Source organism: Kitasatospora sp. CMC57 (genome assembly GCF_045866025.2).
Taxonomy (GTDB): Bacteria; Actinomycetota; Actinomycetes; order Streptomycetales; family Streptomycetaceae; genus Kitasatospora.
Map to the genome: position 1 here is coordinate 4147879 of NZ_AP035881.2, position 16220 is coordinate 4164098.

Consider the following 16220-nt stretch of genomic DNA (forward strand, 5'->3'; position numbering starts at 1 on the left):
CCTTCTGCTAGGAGGAGATCAGGCGGAGCGGAGGTCCAGGCCGATGTCCAGCACCGGCGAGGAGTGGGTCAGGGCGCCGACGGCCAGGTAGTCCACCCCAGTCTGGGCGACCTGGTGCGCGGTGGCCAGGGTCAGACCGCCCGAAGCTTCCAGCCGGGCCCGGCCGTTGACCAGTTCGACGGCCTGCTTCAGCTCCTCGACGGTGAAGTTGTCCAGCAGGATCAGGTCGGCGCCCGCCTCCAGGACGGGGGCGATCTGGTCGAGCCGGTCCACCTCGATCTCGACCGGGAGCTCCGGGTACGCGGCCCGGACAGCCCGGAACGCCTCGGCGACGCCGCCCGCCGCGACCACGTGGTTGTCCTTCACCAGCGCGGCGTCCGAGAGCGACATCCGGTGGTTGGCGCCGCCGCCCGCGCGGACCGCGAACTTCTCCAGCGAACGCAGGCCCGGGGTGGTCTTGCGGGTGTCCCGGACCACGGCCTTGGTGCCCTCCAGGGCGTCCGCCCAGGCACGGGTGGCGGTGGCGATGCCCGAGAGGTGGCAGAGCAGGTTCAGCGCGCTGCGCTCGGCGGTGAGCAGGTCGCGGGTCCGGCTGCGGACCGAGAGCAGCACCTGGCCGGCCTCCACCCGATCACCGTCCTCGACGTGCCGCTCGACCTCGAACTCCTCCTCGCACACCAGCGAGACCACGGCCTCGGCGATCCGCAGACCGGCCACCACGCCGGGCTGACGGGCCGTGAAGTCCGCCGTCGCCACCGCGTCGGCGGGCACGGTGGCGACCGAGGTGACGTCCTCGCCGCCGGCCAGGTCCTCCGCCAGCGCGAGGGTCGCGATGTCCTCGACCTCGACCGGGTCGAGGCCGGCCGCCTCCAGCAGCTCCGCGAGCACCGGGTCGAGGCCGGTCTCGTACGCCTCGCCGTCACCGCAGCCGCAGCCGTCGCCGCAGCCGGCGACCTGGTCGGCGAGCGGGAGTTCCTCGTGGGTGTGGGACATCGGGTGGCTCCTAGCTGAGAGTGGGGTGCAGGACCCGGGGGCTCGGGGCGCTGCGAAGAGGTCTGGCGTGCGGTCGGTGCGCGAGCGCCCGGCCGGCTACGAAGGTTGGACGCTCCCGAGGCGGAGGTCGCCGTTCCCCGGCCCGCCGTCGTCCGTTCCCGGCTGCCGGGAGCTGACGATGTGGCGCTGCCAGTGGATGTCGTCGCGGTCGGGGAAGTCCTCGCGCCAGTGGCAGCCGCGGGTCTCCTCGCGTCGGGCGGCGGCGGCCACCAGGGCGGAGGCGACCAGGTGGAGGTTGGTGGCCTCCCAGCTCTCGACGGCCGGGTCGGCGGACTTCTCGTCGGCGGTGAGCCGGGCCAGGCCGGTGGCGGTGGCGGCCATCGAGGCGGCCGAGCGGATCACGCCCGCCCCGGTGGACATCAGGCGCTGGATGTCCGCGCGGGCCTCGGGGGCGAGCAGCGGTACGGACCGGGCGGCCCGGGCGCCGGCCACGTCCACCGAGCGTTCGGGGAGCTCACCGGCGGCGTGCCGGGCGGTCAGGTCGGCGGCGATCCGCTCGGCGAAGACCAGACCCTCCAGCAGGGAGTTGGACGCCAGCCGGTTGGCGCCGTGCACGCCGGTGCAGGCCACCTCGCCGCAGGCGTACAGCCCGGGCACGGTGGTGTGGCCGGAGAGGTCGGTGCGGACGCCGCCGGAGGCGTAGTGCGCGGCGGGGGCGACCGGGATCAGCTCGGTGACCGGGTCGATGCCGTGCGAGCGGCAGGAGGCCAGGATGGTCGGGAAGCGCTCGGCCCACATCTCGGCGCCGAAGTGCCGCCCGTCCAGGTACATGTGCTGGGCGCCCTGCTCCTGCATCCGCCGGGTGATCGCCTTGGCGACGATGTCGCGGGGGGCCAGCTCGGCCAGCTCGTGCTGTCCGACCATGAAACGCACCCCGTCGGCGTCCACCAGGTGGGCGCCCTCGCCGCGGACGGCCTCGGAGACCAGCGGCTGCTGGCCCTCGGCCTCGGCGCCGAGCCAGAGCACGGTCGGGTGGAACTGGACGAACTCCAGGTCGGTCACCTCGGCCCCGGCCCGCAGTGCGAGCGCGACGCCGTCGCCGGTGGAGACCGCCGGGTTGGTGGTGGCCGAGAAGACCTGGCCCATCCCGCCGGTGGCCAGCACCACGGCGCGGGCCCGGATCGCGCCGACGCCGTCCCGCTGGCCCTCGCCCATCACGTGCAGGGTGAGCCCGGCGGCGTGGCCGTCGGCGTCCGTGAGCAGGTCCAGCACCAGGGCGTGCTCGATGAGTTCGAGCCCGGGGTCGCTGCGGACCGCCGAGACCAGGGCTCGCGATATCTCCGCCCCGGTGGCGTCGCCGCCGGCGTGCGCGATCCGGCGGCGGTGGTGGCCGCCCTCCCGGGTGAGCAGGATCTCGCCCTCGGGGTCCAGGTCGAAGGCGGCGCCGGTGGCGATCAAGTGCCGTACGGCGTCCGGGCCTTCGGTGACCAGGACCCGGACGGCCCGCTCGTCGCAGAGTCCGGCGCCGGCCACCAGGGTGTCGGTCAGGTGCTGTTCAGGGGTGTCGCCCTCGCCCAGGGCGGCGGCGATGCCGCCCTGGGCCCAGCGGGTCGAACCGTCGTCGAGCATCGCCTTGGTGACCACCATGGCCCGCAGGCCGGCCTTGCGGACGTTGAGGGCGACGGTGAGCCCGGCCACGCCGGAGCCGACCACGACCACGTCCGTGGTGCTGGTCCAGCCGGGGGCCGGGGCGGTGAGGCGGTGCGAGACGGTCATGTCCTGTTGCTCCTTAGCGCGCGGCCGAGGGCGCCGCGTTGTGCCCGTCACCGTACGCCTGGTCACCGCGCAGCAGTCCGCTGCCCTCCGGCGCCTCGGCGGCGTCGGTGCCGTAACCGGTGATCCGGTTCTCGCCGTCCACGAAGACCACCCGGGGCACGTAGCCCTTGGCCTCGGCGGTCTCCATCTGCCCGTAGGCGATCAGGATGACCAGGTCGCCGGGGTGGACCAGGCGGGCGGCGGCGCCGTTGATGCCGATCACTCCGGAGCCGCGCGGGCCGGCGATCGTGTACGTCTCCAGCCGGGCGCCGTTGTTGATGTCGACGATGTGGACCAGCTCGCCGGGCAGCAGGTCGGCGGCGTCGAGCAGGTCCTCGTCCACCGTGACCGAGCCGACGTAGTGCAGGTCGGCCTGGGTCACGGTGGCCCGGTGGATCTTGGACTTGAGCATGGTGCGGAGCATTGGGTCACGCCTCCTGTGAGTGCATGCCTGGAGTTTGTTCTGCTTCTTACCGGACGAGGATGCGGACGTTGTCGATCAGGCGGGTCGAGCCCACCTTCGCGGCGACGGCCAGCACCGCCTCGCCCTGGAAGTCGTCGGCGGCTTCGGTGAAGTCCTCCGGGTCGATCAGGGCGAGGTAGTCAAGGGTGACACCTTCGGCGCCGTCCAGGGAGGCCGAGGCGGCGGTACGGACGGCCTTCGGGCCCTGGGCGGCCACGTCGCGGCCGGCGAACAGGGCCCTGGAGAGGGCGAGGGCCTGCTCCCGCTCGGTCTCCGAGAGGAAGCGGTTGCGGGAGGAGAGCGCCAGGCCGTCGGCCTCGCGGATGGTCGGGACGCCGATCACCTCGACGTCGAAGTCCAGGTCGGCGACCATCCGCTGGATCACCGCGAGCTGTTGGGCGTCCTTCTCGCCGAAGAACGCGAAGTCCGGGTCGGTGATGTGCAGCAGCTTGGCCACCACGGTCAGCACACCGTCGAAGTGGCCGGGACGGGAGGCGCCCTCGAACCGCTCGCCCATCGGTCCCGCGGTGATCCGCACCTGCGGGGTCCCGTTCGGGTAGACCTCCTCGAGCAGCGGGGCGAACACCACGTCCGCGCCGTTCTCCTCGGCGAGCCGGACGTCGGCGGCCAGCGTGCGCGGGTAGCGGTCCAGGTCCTCGCCGACGCCGAACTGGAGCGGGTTCACGAAGACGGTGACGGCGACCCGGCCGTCCTTGCCGACCTGCTTGCGGGCGGCCCGGATCAGCGCGGCGTGGCCCTCGTGCAGCGCGCCCATGGTCATCACCACGGCGTTGTCGACCGGCTGCTCGTCCGGCCAGAAGGCGGGCTCGAAGTCGGCGATCGTGTGGGTCAGCTCGGCCTTGCGCACCTTGGGAGCCTTGCTCGGCTGCTGCTTGCCACGGGCCATCAGATGTTCTCCTCGTTGAGTACGTCCAGCAGCGCAGCCGCCGACGCTTCCTCGAGCGATCCGGAGCGGACCGCCCGCTGCGCCGTGGCGCGGGCCATCGCGCGGTAGGCCTGCCCGATGTCGGGGGCTACCGTACCGAGCTGGTGCAGGTGGCGCCGGAGCGTCCCGGCGTCGCCCCGGGCGACCGGCCCGGTGAGGGCCGCGTCGCCGGAGCGCAGGCTGTTGTCCAGGGCCGCGCCGAGCAGCGGGCCGAGCAGGCGGCCCGGCTCGGCCACACCCGCCGCCCGGAGCAGTTCGGCGGCCTGCGCGACCAGGGTGACCAGGTGGTTCGAGCCGTGCGCGAGGGCCGTGTGGTAGAGCGGCCTGACCTCCTCGGGCACCCACTCGGGCTCGCCGCCCATCTCCACCACCAGCGCCTCGGCGACCGGCCGCAGCTCCTGAGGGGCCGTCACACCGAAGGGGCAGCCCGCCAGCCGGTCCAGGTCGACGGAGGTGCCGGTGAAGGTCATCGCGGGGTGCAGCGCCAGCGGCAGCGCCCCGACCCTGGTCGCGGGCTCCAGCACGGCCACGCCGTGCGCGCCCGAGGTGTGCACGACCAGCTGCCCCGGCCGGACCGCACCGGTCGCCGCCAGGCCGGCCACCAGGTCGGCCAGCGCGTCGTCCGGGACGGTGAGCAGCACCAGGTCGGCCGCCGCCAGTACCTGCGGTGGGCTGACCAGCCTCACCCCCGGCAGCAGCGCCTCGGCCCGCCGCCGGGAGGTCGCCGAAACGCCGGACGCGGCCACCACCCGGTGCCCGGCCAGCTGGAGTGCGGCTCCCAGCGCGGGCCCGACCCGGCCGGTGCCGACCACGCCGACCGCCAGCCGTGCGGGCCGGTTGCCGGGGTCGGCGGGATCACCGAACGGATCGGCCGGTGCCCCGAACCCGGCCTCGTCGAAGGTGCTCACGGCTCGCCGTCGTCCTCACTTCCGTTCCAGTCCTCTGCAGGTACCGGACGTACCGCGCCATTCTACGGCCGCCCGCCGCCGCGGCTACTCCCCGGCGCCCGCGCGGACCAGGCCGGCCTCGTAGGCGAGGACCACGGCCTGGACGCGGTCGCGGAGGTTGAGCTTGGCCAGGATGCGGCCGACGTGGGTCTTGACGGTGGCTTCGGACAGGGTGAGCCTGGCGGCGATCTCGCCGTTCGAGAGGCCCTGGGAGACCAGCAGGAAGACCTCACGCTCGCGGTCGGTGAGGGGTGCCAGCACCGGGGAGCCGGGGGTGGAGCGCGGGACCGGCAGGACCTCGGCGAAGCGGTCGATCATCCGGCGGGTGGTGGTGGGGGCGACCACCGCGTCCCCGGCGTGGACGGAGCGGATCGCGGCGACCAGCTCGACCGGCGGCACGTCCTTGAGCAGGAAACCGCTGGCGCCCGCCTTGAGCGCGGCGAAGGCGTACTCGTCCAGGTCGAAGGTGGTCAGGATGAGTACGTGCGGGGCGTTCGGGCGGGGGGCGCCGTCCTCGGTGAGGCAGATCCGGCGGGTGGCCTGGACGCCGTCGAGGCGGGGCATCCGGACGTCCATCAGGATCACGTCGACCTCGGTCCGCTCCAGTACCTGGAGGGCCTGCTGACCGTCCCCGGCCTCGGCGGTGATCTCGATGTCGCCCTGGGACTGGAGGATCATCCGGAAGCCGGTGCGGAGCAGTTCCTGGTCGTCGACGAGCATCACCCTGATGGTCACGGAGCAGTCCTTACTTGATGGTCTTGAGAGGGAGTACCGCGCGGATCCGGAAGCCCCCGCCGGGCCGGGGCCCGATGTCGAGGCTCCCGCTGACCATGCCGACCCGCTCCCGCATGCCGATCAGACCATGGCCGGGGCCGTCGCTACCACCGACCACCAGCTGGTCGTCGGTGGAGCCCCGGCCGTCGTCCTCGATCAGCACCTCCAGCTCCCGGTCGCGGAAGTCCACCGCGACCCGGGCCCGGACGTCGGGGCCGCCGTGCTTGCGGACGTTGGTGAGCGCCTCCTGGACGATCCGGTACACCGTCAGTTCGACGCCGCGGGGCAGCTCCTGAGGGTCCCCGGCGCTGTCGAAGTCGACCGGCAGACCGGCCGTACGGACCTGGTCCAGCAGCTCTGGGAGCTCGGCCACGCCCGGCTGCGGGACGTACTCCTCGGTGGTGTCGGTGGTGCGCAGCACGCCGAGCAGCCGCCGCATCTCGACCAGCGCCTGACGCCCCGTCGACGCGATGGTGCTCAGCGCCTCCTTGGCCTGCTGCGGGGAGTTGTCCAGCACGTAGGCGGCGCCGTCGGCCTGAACGATCATCACCGAGACGTTGTGCGCCACCACGTCGTGCAGCTCGCGGGCGATCCGGGCCCGCTCCGCCGCGACCGCGATCTTGGCCTGGGCGCCGCGCTCGCGCTCCAGCCGGGCGGCCCGGTCCTCCAGCTCGGTCAGGTACGCCCGGCGTACCCGGGTGAGCCGGCCCCAGGCCCAGCAGAGCACGAAGGGGGTGGACATCAGGGTGGCGAAGAAGACGATCTGCGGGGCGCCCTGGACCGAGCTGCTGACCTCGTGGAACCGCATCAGCGTCAGCGGCCCGGCGGCGAGCCCGGCCACCAGGGCCAGCCGTGAGGTCCAGACGGCGCCGTAGGCCGCGCCTGTGTAGGCGAAGACCAGGTAACCGATGCTCTCCACGCCGGGGTTGACCTGGGCAGCCAGCTGGCCGAGACCGAGCACGACCGCGGCGGCGGTGGTCGCGTTCGGGTGCCGCCGCCGGAACACCATCATCCCGCCGACCACACCGGCCAGGACGTAGGAGACCTGCTCCCGCCAGCCCGACTGGTTGCCGGTGGAGAGCAGGGCGAAACAGGCAAGGAGCAGCGCCCAGGCGGAGTCGACCACCATGGGGTGACGGCGGAACCAGGCGTTGAGTCGGTGCACAGCTCAAGCCTAGGCACCCGGGAACGGTGGAAAGGTCCGCCGGGAGAGCGATCCCTCCTACTCCGCAGGGTGGAGAGCGGGCGTGACGCCGGTAACGTCCGGGGCATGAGTTGGATGCGGTGGCGGACCGCCATGGAGCAGGCGCTGTACGGGACCGACGGCGGCTTCTACCGCAGGCCGGAGGGCCCGGCCGGGCACTTCCGGACCTCGGTGCACGCCTCGCCGAGGTACGCCGGAGCGGTCGCCCGCCTCCTGACGGAGGTGGACGCCGCGCTCGGCCACCCCGCCGAGCTGGCCCTGGTGGACATCGGGGCCGGCCGGGGCGAGCTGGTGACCGGCGTGCTGGCGGCGGTGGGCCCGGAGCTGGCGGGGCGGCTGCGCCCGTACGCGGTGGAGCTGGCCGACCGGCCGGACGGGCTGCCGGAGTCGGTGGTGTGGACGGACCGGCTGCCTGACGGGGTGTCGGGTCTGCTGTTCGCCAACGAGTGGCTGGACAACGTGCCGCTGGACAGCGCGGAGCGGGACGAGCAGGGCCTGCGGTACGTGGAGGTGGCCCCGGACGGGACGGAGCGGCTCGGCGACCCGGTGGAGCGGGCGGATGCCGACTGGGCCGCGCGGTGGTGGCCGGAGGGCCCCCGGGTGGAGCTCGGCAGCCCCCGGGACGCGGCGTGGGCGGCGGCGGTCGGGTCACTGGAGCGCGGGCTCGCGGTGGCGGTGGACTACGCCCACACCCGCGCCGACCGGCCGCTGTTCGAGACGCTGACGGGCTTCCGGGAGGGCCGGGAGGTCCGTCCGGTCCCGGACGGCTCGTGCGATCTCACCGCGCACGTGGCGCTGGACGCGGTGGCCGTCCCCGGTGTCCACAGCCTGTGGACGACGCAGCGCGACGCGCTCCGGGCGCTCGGGGTGGACGGCGCCCGGCCACCGCTCGCGCTCGCCTCCGGCGACCCCGTGGCGTACCTGCGTGCGCTCGGCGCCGCAGGGGAGGGGGCGGAGCTGACCGATCCGGCCGGGCTCGGCGGCTTCGTCTGGCTGGCCCAGGCTGTCCGGATGCCGGTACCGGAGGGCCTCGCGAGGCTGCCGGGATGGCAGACTCTCACCCCATGAGGGAGACCACGGTCGGCGTCGGCGCGGGTGCCGAGAATCTTGTCGGGGAGCTGGGCACCAGTGACATGGTGCTCAACATCGGCCCCCAGCACCCTTCCACGCACGGTGTGCTGCGGCTGAAGCTGGTGCTGGACGGTGAGCGGATCGTGGCCGCCGAGCCGGTGATCGGCTACATGCACCGGGGCGCCGAGAAACTCTTCGAGGCGCGTGACTACCGTCAGATCATCATGCTGGCGAATCGGCACGACTGGCTGTCCGCCTTCTCCAACGAGCTGGGCGTGGTGCTCGCCGTCGAGCGGATGCTCGGCATGGAGGTGCCCGAGCGGGCGGTCTGGATCCGCACCATGCTGGCCGAGCTTAACCGGGTGCTCAACCACCTGATGTTCCTCGGCTCGTACCCGCTGGAGCTCGGCGGGATCACCCCGGTCTTCCACGCCTTCCACGGCCGCGAGGAGCTCCAGCACGTGCTGGAGGAGGCCAGCGGCGGCCGGATGCACTACATGTTCAACCGGGTCGGCGGCCTGAAGGAGGACCTGCCGGCCGGCTGGCTCGGCCGGGTCAGGGCGGCGGTCGCCTCGGTCCGTTCGCAGCTGCCGGTCTTCGAGGACCTGGTGCTCGGCAACGAGATCTTCCGGGCCAGGACCGCCGACGTCGGCGTGCTCTCCGCCGAGCACGTGAAGGCGTACGGCGCCAGTGGCCCGATCGCGCGGGCCAGCGGCGTCGACTTCGACCTCCGCCGGGACGAGCCCTACCTCGCGTACGGCGAGCTGCAGGACGTCCTCCGGGTGGTCACCCGGCAGGAGGGCGACTGCCTGGCCCGGTTCGAGTGCCTGCTCGAACAGACCGTCAACTCGCTCGACCTGGCGGACGCCTGCCTCGACCGGCTGGCCGGGCTGGCCCCCGGGCCGGTCAACCTGCGGCTGCCCAAGGTGCTCAAGGCCCCCGAGGGCGCCACCTACGCCTGGACCGAGAACCCGCTCGGCGTCAACGGCTACTACCTGGTCTCGCGCGGCGACAAGACCCCGTGGCGGCTCAAGCTCCGCTCGGCCTCGTACAACAACATCCAGACGCTGACCGAACTGCTGCCCGGGACGCTGGTCGCGGACATGGTGGCGATCCTGGGCTCGATGTTCTTCGTCGTCGGCGACATCGACAAGTAGCCGCGCTCCGGCCCGGCGCCCGGCCCGGCCCGGCCCCGCGCCCGGACCGGGCCTAGCTCGGGTCGGCCGGGTGCGGGGCCACCGTGAGGCCGCCCTTGATGCGCTGTTCGCAGAGTTCGGCGAGGACGGCGTAGCCCTGGGGGCCCATCAGTTCGGTGAGCTCGGGGCGGTAGCTGACGTAGACCGGGTCGGGGCCGTCGTGGGCGTCGGGGCTGCCGGTGCACCACCAGTGCAGGTCGTGGCCGCCCGGGCCCCAGCCGCGGCGGTCGTACTCGCCGATGGTGACCTGGAGGTAGCGGGTGTCGTCGGGGCGGTCGATCCAGTCGTAGGTGCGGCGGACCGGGAGCTGCCAGCAGACGTCCGGCTTGGTCTCCAGCGGCTCCCTGCCCTCCTTGAGGGCCAGGGTGTGTAGCGAGCAGCCCGCGCCGCCGGGGAAGCCGGGGCTGTTCAGGAAGAGGCAGGCGCCGTTGACCCGGCGGGTCTGCCGGTCGCCGTCCTCGTCGAGCATGGTGATGCCGCCGTCGACCTTGATCCGGCCCTTGGCGTCGGTGCCGTGCGCGTGGTTCTCCCAGATCTCCGGGGTCAGCCGGGCGGCGTGGCTGATCACGCGCTGCTCGTCGTCCTCGTCCGAGTAGTGCGCGCCGAGCGTGCAGCAGCCGTCCGACTCGCCCCGGCCCGGGCGGATGCCCTGGCAGCCGCGGCCGAAGATGCAGTTCCACCGGGAGGTGAGCCAGGTCAGGTCGCAGCGGAAGACCTGCTCCTCGTCGCCGGGATCGGCGAACTCGACCCAGGCGCGGGCGAAGTCCAGCGGCACCTCGGGCCGCATGGTCGGCATCGCGAGATCGATCGTGCCGCTCTTCGCGTCCTTGGACTTCTTGCTGGTCTTCTTGCTGTCTGCTGCCACCGGTCAAGGGTATGGCCTGGCGCGAGTGTCCCCCGGTGACGGCCCCGGCGGCCGGTGAAGTTGCGGTGAGAAACCCGGACGGGCCCTGCGACGGTGGCATGGGCTGCCCCTAGGATGGCGGCCAGGTATCTGCACGGGGGCGCTGGGGGGAGTGGGCGGATGAGCAACGGTGGCGCGGGCGAGTTCCTGATCAAGCCATGGGAAGTACGCGGTGAGGGGCGGGAGTTCGAGAAGATCTCGAACGACTTCGCCCGGGCCGCCCAGGCCCTGGAGCAGGGCCTGACCGGACTCGGTACGCCCTGGGGCGGCGACCGGCCCGGCACCGGGTTCGGCACGGCGTACACCGAGGCCCAGGGCATGCTGCTGGCCGGGCTGAACGGACTGGCCGACCGCCTCGGCGGGATCGGCACCGGCCTGCACACGATGGCCGAGTCGGTCGACCGGGCCGACGGCGAGGTGAGCGCCGATCTGGCGCACGTGGACGCCGCCAGACCTCCGGTGGCCTGACGCCCCGTCGGGAACCACGGTGGCCCGTCCGTACGTGTAGCTGTGCGTCGCCAGCTTGTCCGTCTCCGCAGAACCCGGAAGGAGGGGCCCGGTGTCCCGAAGCGTGCCCGAGGAACTCGTCCCCGTACTGGCCAGGTTGGGCCATGAGTGGCCGCAGGCCGACGAGGAGGGCCTGCGCCGCGCGGCCGGTGTGTGGCGGGAGTTCGGCGGCGAGGCGGAGCAGCTCAGCCGCCGGGGCGGCGACTCCGCACAGCGCGTCACCGGCGAGAACTCCGGCAGTTCGGTGGAGGCGTTCGCCGCGCACTGGCGCGGCTTCGCGGGTGGTGGCCGGGGCAGCCTGGACGACGCGCAGACCGCGGCCGAGCTGGTCGCGGCCGCCTTCGACCGGGCCGCCGGTGCGGTGGACTCGTGCAAGGCGGAGATCATCTCGGCGCTGACCGAGCTGGCCGAGGAGATCAAGCTCGCCCAGAAGGTGGAGGCGGTGGCGCACGCCGCGCTCGGTGTGGTCGGCGACGCGGTGGCCGGCCTGGTGGTCGGGGCCGGCGAGCGGGTCGCGGTCGAGCTGGCCAAGCACAAGGTCGGCCACCTCCTGGAGGAGCTCGGGCGGGACATGCGGGAGGGCCTTGAGCAGGCGCTCAAGGAGCCCGCCGTCATCACGTTGCAGCGGATCGCGCAGGCCGACGGCTATGCCCCCGCCCGCACCGCCGGTGCGGCGGGTGCGGCGGCCGGGGCGCTGCTCGGCGGGCGGGCCGTGGCGAAGGTCTGCACGCTGTCGGCGGCCGTGGACCGGCAGGGCCGACTGGTGACCGATGCGCACGGCCGGCCGGTGCTGGTCGACGAGCAGGGCAGGCAGGTGCAGGGCGTCGAGGGCGTCACGGTCGCCAAGGACGAGCAGGGCCGGCCGGTGGTCGGCGAGGACGGCAAGGTCCTGGTGGTCGGCCAGGACGGCAAGCCGGTGGTCGGCCTGGCGGTCGACGCGGACGGCAGGGCGCTGCGGGACGGGCACGGCGGGCTGGCGCTGGTCGGGGCCGGTGGGCTGATAGCGGCCGCCGGCGTCTCGGTGGCGCTCGGCCGCGACGGCAAACCACTGCTCGGCACCGACGGCGAGGTCGTGGTGCTGGACCGGAACGGTGCGCCGGTCCGGGGCACGGACGGCCATGTCGCGCAGGTGGACGCCAACGGTCAGCTGGTCACCGACGCCCAGGGGCGGCCGGTGATGGTGGACGACCGCGGTGCCCCGGTCCACGGTCCGGCGAAGCCGGCGACCGGCGCCGGGGTGCACCTCGGCGGGGTGGGCCTCGACCTCCAGGTCGGCCCGGGCGGCGTGGACGCGGACCTGGAGCTGAGGGAGCACAGCGCGGGCAAGGGACCGCACCCGCAGGTCGAGGTGCAGGCCGGACCGCTGTCGGCCTCGGTGCAGACCGGGGTACCGGTGACCGGCAACGACGTATACGGCGGCGGCTACGGGAGCCACGGCGGGAGCGGCGGCAACGGCCACGGTGGCAACGGCGGTTGGGGCGACACCGGGTACGGCGGCACCTCGCACCGCTCGGAGACCGCCCCGTCCGGCGGCTACGGGCCGCAGCGCCCGACCGTCTCGGTGGACTACGACTACAACTACGGCGACTACGACGCGGCCCCGGTCGCCCCGGTGCACCACGGCCCGGCCTCGGTCCGGACCGACTCGGTGGCGGTCGCCCCGTCCCCGGTGAGCACGGGACCGGTCTTCGGCGACGGTTCGTCGGTCCCGCTGGGCGGCCGTGGGCACGGAGTCGAGGCGCAGCTGCCGGGCGGCGGCGGTCAGTCCTCCGGGCTCGGCCCGGTCGGTGGCGGCACCCCCGGTGCACCCGCCGGTGCACCGCCGATGGCGCCCCCGCCGGTGGCCGCAGCCCCGGGCGCTCCGGTGGCCGCGGCGCCGTCGGCCCCCGTGGCGGGCGGTGCGCCCGGCGGTGTCGGTGCGCCCGGCGCGGCCGGTGCTCCGGGAGCGGCGGGCGGTCAGGCGGGTGTGGTCGGTGCGGTCGGCGCCGTGGGTGGCCAGCCGCAGTCCGGTGCCCACAGCGTCGGCCCGGTCCGCCCGGTGGGTACGCCGCCGGCGGTCGGCCTGGTGCCCAACCTCCCGACCGCGCAGTCCGGTTCGGTCGGCGGGGTGGCGATGGGGCCGGTGCCGCTGCGCGCCTTCGACGCGCTGCCGGAACCCCGCCGTCGGGACGGCGAGAGCCTGGCCTCCCCGCTGGAGGCCGCCCCGATCGCCGCGATGTTCCTGATCGCCCACTCGTACCGCCGCACCGCCCCCGAGCAGCCGGGCGAGCGGCCGCGCGCCCGGATCATCGCGGACGGCCGCCCGTACGGGGCCACCGGTGGCCTGGGGCCGGTCGACCCGGCGCACCAGGCCGAGGTCGAGCGGCGGGTGCCGCGCGATGCCGAGGGCCGGCCCTCGGTCCATCCTGACCCGCGGTTCGGCGACTGGCCCGAGGCGTTGAACGGCGGCGGCTTCCGCGAGCCGGGCCGGGCCAACAACGGGGTCGACCTGGCGCTGTCCGCGCTGGACAGCTACCTCGGCAACACCACCTGCGGCGCGCCCCGGCTGCCCGACGGTCCGGCCGGCGAGTTCGGCGGACGGGACCGCGCGGAGCGCGAACTCGGCACCCAGTTCAAGGACCTGGGCTTCGGCTCGGACGCCCTCGGCCAGCTCGCCGAGGTGCTCGAACGGTCCGGCTCCGGCACCCAGGCGGTGCTGCTCACCCTGGACGAGTACGGCCGCTCGCACACCTGGAACGCGTTCGTCTCCGGTGACACCCTCACTTACCTGGACCCGCAGACCGGCTACCGCTCGGCCGCTCCGCTGCACCCGGCCGACCAGGGCCTGTGGGCGATCGCGCTGGACGCGGCCGGGCGTCCGCTCGACCTCTCGGCGCTGCAACCGTCCATCCCCGTAGTCGAGTTGACCCCGGCGCCGGAGCCCGATCCGCTGACCAAGCCGGTGCCCGAGCTGCCCGCCCCGCCGCGCTCGCGGCTGACCATCCACCGCACCGCCGCCAGGAGCTCCCGTCGATGACCACCCTCGCGCAGGCCCTCGACACCGCTCACCGCTGGGTCAACGCCGAACTGGCCCAGGAGGACCAACGAGCTGTCAAGGCCCACGAGTTCGACCTCGGCTGGGTGGTCTGGCCGGAGCCCGCCCCGGTCCGGGTCGACCCGCTCACCGGTGACCGGCGCGCTCCGGAGGAGCTCGGCGCGGCCTGCGCGGTGGTCGACCGGACCACCGGCGAGCTGACCGTCTGGCCCTCGGTACCCGTCCCGCAGGTGGTCCAGCTCTACCGTGACCGGATCGGCGCGGGCGGCTACGACCCCGCCCTGCCGCCCGCCACCGGGCCGGGCTGCCGGGCCCAACTCGGCTACCGGGACGCGCTCGGCGAGGAACGCACCCTGGTCCTGCGCTCCGCCACCGGCCGTCCGCACCCGGCCCTGCGGGCCTGGCAGCAGCTCGCCGAGCAGGGCGTCCCGCCGGAGGACGTGCTCTCGGTGCACACCGACCTGCGGCCCGCCATGCTGCCCGGCGGCTACGTCGCCGCCGCGCTGCTCGCCGCCCTCCCGACCGCCCTGCACAGCCACGACCTGGCCTACGGTCCGCGCTACGACGGCCGGGCCCGCGCGGTCCGTTCGGCGGGCGCGGCCAACCCCCGGCCGAACCGGGTGCCCTTCCCGGCCAACGTGCCGCCCGCCCAGCCGGAGGCCGAAGCGGCCCTGGCCGCCCGGCTGGCCGCCCAGTTCGGCCCGCAGGGCGTACGCCGCTTCGACCCGGCCCACACCATGGCCGCCGACCTGCCCGAGGCGGTGGCCCGTCCGCTCCAGCGGACCGGTCTGCCGCTGGCGGTCCCCGGCTTCTTCGAGTTGCACCACCCGGTCTCGGACGGCATCGCGGACGGCACCCCCGACGCCCCCGTCCTGCCGGACCTGGTCGGCCACCTCGCCGCCCACGGCCTGGGCGACCGGGCCACCGCGCAGGCCCGTCGCGAGCTGCTCGGCCAGCTGTTGATCGGTACCGACGGCTGGGCCCTGCTCACCGTCGACACCGCCCAGGGCCGGATCCGCGCGGTGGACCCCGAGACGGCCGGCACCCGCTACGTGAACGCCGACCTGACCGCCTTCGTCCGCTCGCTGGCCCTGTTCGCCGACCGGCTGCCCAAGCTGCGCGACCTCCACCCGCTGGCGGCCGGCCAGGCCGTCGCCGAACTCCAGTGGTCCCTGGCCGGGCTGGACCGGACGGTCTTCGGCGACCCCGAGAACTGGTGGGCAGTCGTCGTCGAGCAGCTCTGGCACGGCGTGCTGTAGGGCAGCGCCCCGGGCCGTGGGCCAGGCGCTAGCTGTACTCGGCCGACACGTTGATGACAGGTGGCGTCGGTACTTGATCATGGAGGGACCTCCGGGCGTAGTGGAGTTTGCCGTCTTCACTCACCTCGGAGGTCCTGGTGGCCCACGCTAATGCCCGGCTGACCTTTCACGGCAGATGCCTGCTGGTCCGCCGTGTCGTACTCGACGAACGTCCGGTCGCGCACGTCGCGAAGGAGCTCGGTGTCTCACGCCAGTGCGCCCACCGTTGGGTCAACCGGTACCGGGCGGAGGGCTGGAACGGTCTGCACGACCGGACCAGCCGCCCGCACCACTGTCCCGCACGCACCTCGCCCGCGGTCGAAAGACGCGTACTGAAGGCCCGCCACCAGTTGCGGGTGGGCCCGGGCTTCCTGGCCGAGCAGACCGGTGTCCCGGCCCGGACGGTCAGCAGGATCCTGCGCCGCCACAACGTGCCGCCACTGTCCGCCTGCGACCCGCTGACCGGTGAAGTCATCCGTGCCACCCGGGCAGGCGGGCGGCGTTACGAGCACGCCGGCCCCGGCGACATGATCCACATCGACGTCAAGAAGCTCGGGAAGATCCCGGACGGCGGCGGCCACCGCGCCCACGGCCGCGGCGAACGCCCCCGCGCCCTGCGCGGCCTGGGCTACGACTACGTCCACGCCGCCGTCGACGACCACTCCCGCCTCGCCTACGCCGAGGTCCTGCCCGACGAGAAGGGCGCCACCTGCGCCGGCTTCCTCACCCGCGCCGCCACGTTCTTCCAGGCACACGGCATCACCCGGATCGAACGCGTGATGACCGACAACGCCAAGAACTACCGGATCTCGCACGACTTCCAAGCCGCGTGCCGGGAACTCGGCGCACGCCAGAAGTTCACCCGCCCGCACTGCCCATGGACCAACGGCAAGGTCGAGCGCTTCAACCGCACCCTGCAGACCGAATGGGCCTACCGGCAGGTCTTCACCAGCAACACCCAACGCACCCGCGCACTCGCACCCTGGCTCGACTTCTACAACACTCGACGTCGACACACCGCGCTCGGCGGCCAGCCACCGATCAGCCGACTGTCACCAACCTCATGAC

14 protein-coding genes are annotated in these 16220 nt (G+C 73.9%); 6 read left to right on the forward strand and 8 right to left on the reverse strand.

Going from position 1 to position 16220, the window contains the following annotated elements; translation table 11 throughout:
* Positions 1-18: 18 nt before the first annotated feature.
* The 7 genes from nadC to ACKUU6_RS18535 all read right to left on the reverse strand — a co-directional run bounded on the left by nadC (position 19) and on the right by ACKUU6_RS18535 (position 7103).
* A complete protein-coding gene (gene nadC, locus ACKUU6_RS18505) occupies positions 19-993 on the reverse strand; it encodes a carboxylating nicotinate-nucleotide diphosphorylase (protein WP_407989689.1) in 975 nt (324 codons plus the stop codon).
* 96 nt (positions 994-1089) lie between these two features.
* Positions 1090-2769 carry an L-aspartate oxidase gene (locus ACKUU6_RS18510; RefSeq protein WP_407989690.1) on the reverse strand — a complete coding sequence of 560 codons (1680 nt, stop codon included), beginning with the start codon at positions 2767-2769 and terminating at the stop codon, positions 1090-1092.
* Between the two features lie 13 nt (positions 2770-2782).
* A complete protein-coding gene (gene panD / locus ACKUU6_RS18515; RefSeq protein WP_184918174.1) occupies positions 2783-3232 on the reverse strand; it encodes an aspartate 1-decarboxylase in 450 nt (149 codons plus the stop codon).
* A gap of 46 nt (positions 3233-3278) precedes the next feature.
* Positions 3279-4178 (reverse strand): pantoate--beta-alanine ligase, encoded by a 900-nt coding sequence (gene panC / locus ACKUU6_RS18520; RefSeq protein WP_407989691.1) that lies wholly within the window; start codon positions 4176-4178, stop codon positions 3279-3281.
* Positions 4178-5125, reverse strand: a complete 948-nt coding sequence (locus tag ACKUU6_RS18525; protein WP_407989692.1) for a Rossmann-like and DUF2520 domain-containing protein — start codon at positions 5123-5125, stop codon at positions 4178-4180. Before ACKUU6_RS18525 ends, panC begins: the two co-directional genes overlap by 1 nt.
* A gap of 84 nt (positions 5126-5209) precedes the next feature.
* Positions 5210-5899 (reverse strand): response regulator, encoded by a 690-nt coding sequence (locus ACKUU6_RS18530; protein WP_407989693.1) that lies wholly within the window; start codon positions 5897-5899, stop codon positions 5210-5212.
* Between the two features lie 10 nt (positions 5900-5909).
* Positions 5910-7103 carry a sensor histidine kinase gene (locus ACKUU6_RS18535; RefSeq protein WP_407989694.1) on the reverse strand — a complete coding sequence of 398 codons (1194 nt, stop codon included), beginning with the start codon at positions 7101-7103 and terminating at the stop codon, positions 5910-5912.
* A gap of 105 nt (positions 7104-7208) precedes the next feature.
* Here ACKUU6_RS18535 and ACKUU6_RS18540 point away from each other — a divergent pair, with 105 nt between their 5' ends.
* Complete coding sequence (locus ACKUU6_RS18540) at positions 7209-8210, forward strand: SAM-dependent methyltransferase (protein ID WP_407989695.1); 1002 nt, start codon at positions 7209-7211, stop codon at positions 8208-8210.
* Positions 8207-9370, forward strand: a complete 1164-nt coding sequence (locus ACKUU6_RS18545) for an NADH-quinone oxidoreductase subunit D (protein ID WP_407989696.1) — start codon at positions 8207-8209, stop codon at positions 9368-9370. The genes ACKUU6_RS18540 and ACKUU6_RS18545 overlap by 4 nt, the downstream gene beginning before the upstream one ends.
* Positions 9371-9422: 52 nt before the next feature.
* Here ACKUU6_RS18545 and ACKUU6_RS18550 read toward each other — a convergent pair whose 3' ends face one another.
* Entirely contained in the window at positions 9423-10205 is a 783-nt protein-coding gene (locus ACKUU6_RS18550; protein WP_407992161.1) for a hypothetical protein, read from the reverse strand.
* Between the two features lie 228 nt (positions 10206-10433).
* Between ACKUU6_RS18550 and ACKUU6_RS18555 the strand changes: the two genes are divergently transcribed.
* The 4 genes from ACKUU6_RS18555 to ACKUU6_RS18570 all read left to right on the forward strand — a co-directional run bounded on the left by ACKUU6_RS18555 (position 10434) and on the right by ACKUU6_RS18570 (position 16219).
* Entirely contained in the window at positions 10434-10781 is a 348-nt protein-coding gene (locus ACKUU6_RS18555) for a hypothetical protein (RefSeq protein ID WP_407989697.1), read from the forward strand.
* A gap of 91 nt (positions 10782-10872) precedes the next feature.
* Positions 10873-13836: a toxin glutamine deamidase domain-containing protein gene (locus ACKUU6_RS18560; protein ID WP_407989698.1), complete on the forward strand. Its 2964-nt coding sequence runs from the start codon at positions 10873-10875 to the stop codon at positions 13834-13836.
* Positions 13833-15113, forward strand: a complete 1281-nt coding sequence (locus tag ACKUU6_RS18565; protein ID WP_407989699.1) for an SUKH-4 family immunity protein — start codon at positions 13833-13835, stop codon at positions 15111-15113. The genes ACKUU6_RS18560 and ACKUU6_RS18565 overlap by 4 nt, the downstream gene beginning before the upstream one ends.
* Positions 15114-15250: 137 nt before the next feature.
* Positions 15251-16219: an IS481 family transposase gene (locus tag ACKUU6_RS18570; protein ID WP_407988834.1), complete on the forward strand. Its 969-nt coding sequence runs from the start codon at positions 15251-15253 to the stop codon at positions 16217-16219.
* The last annotated feature ends 1 nt before the right edge of the window (position 16220 follow it).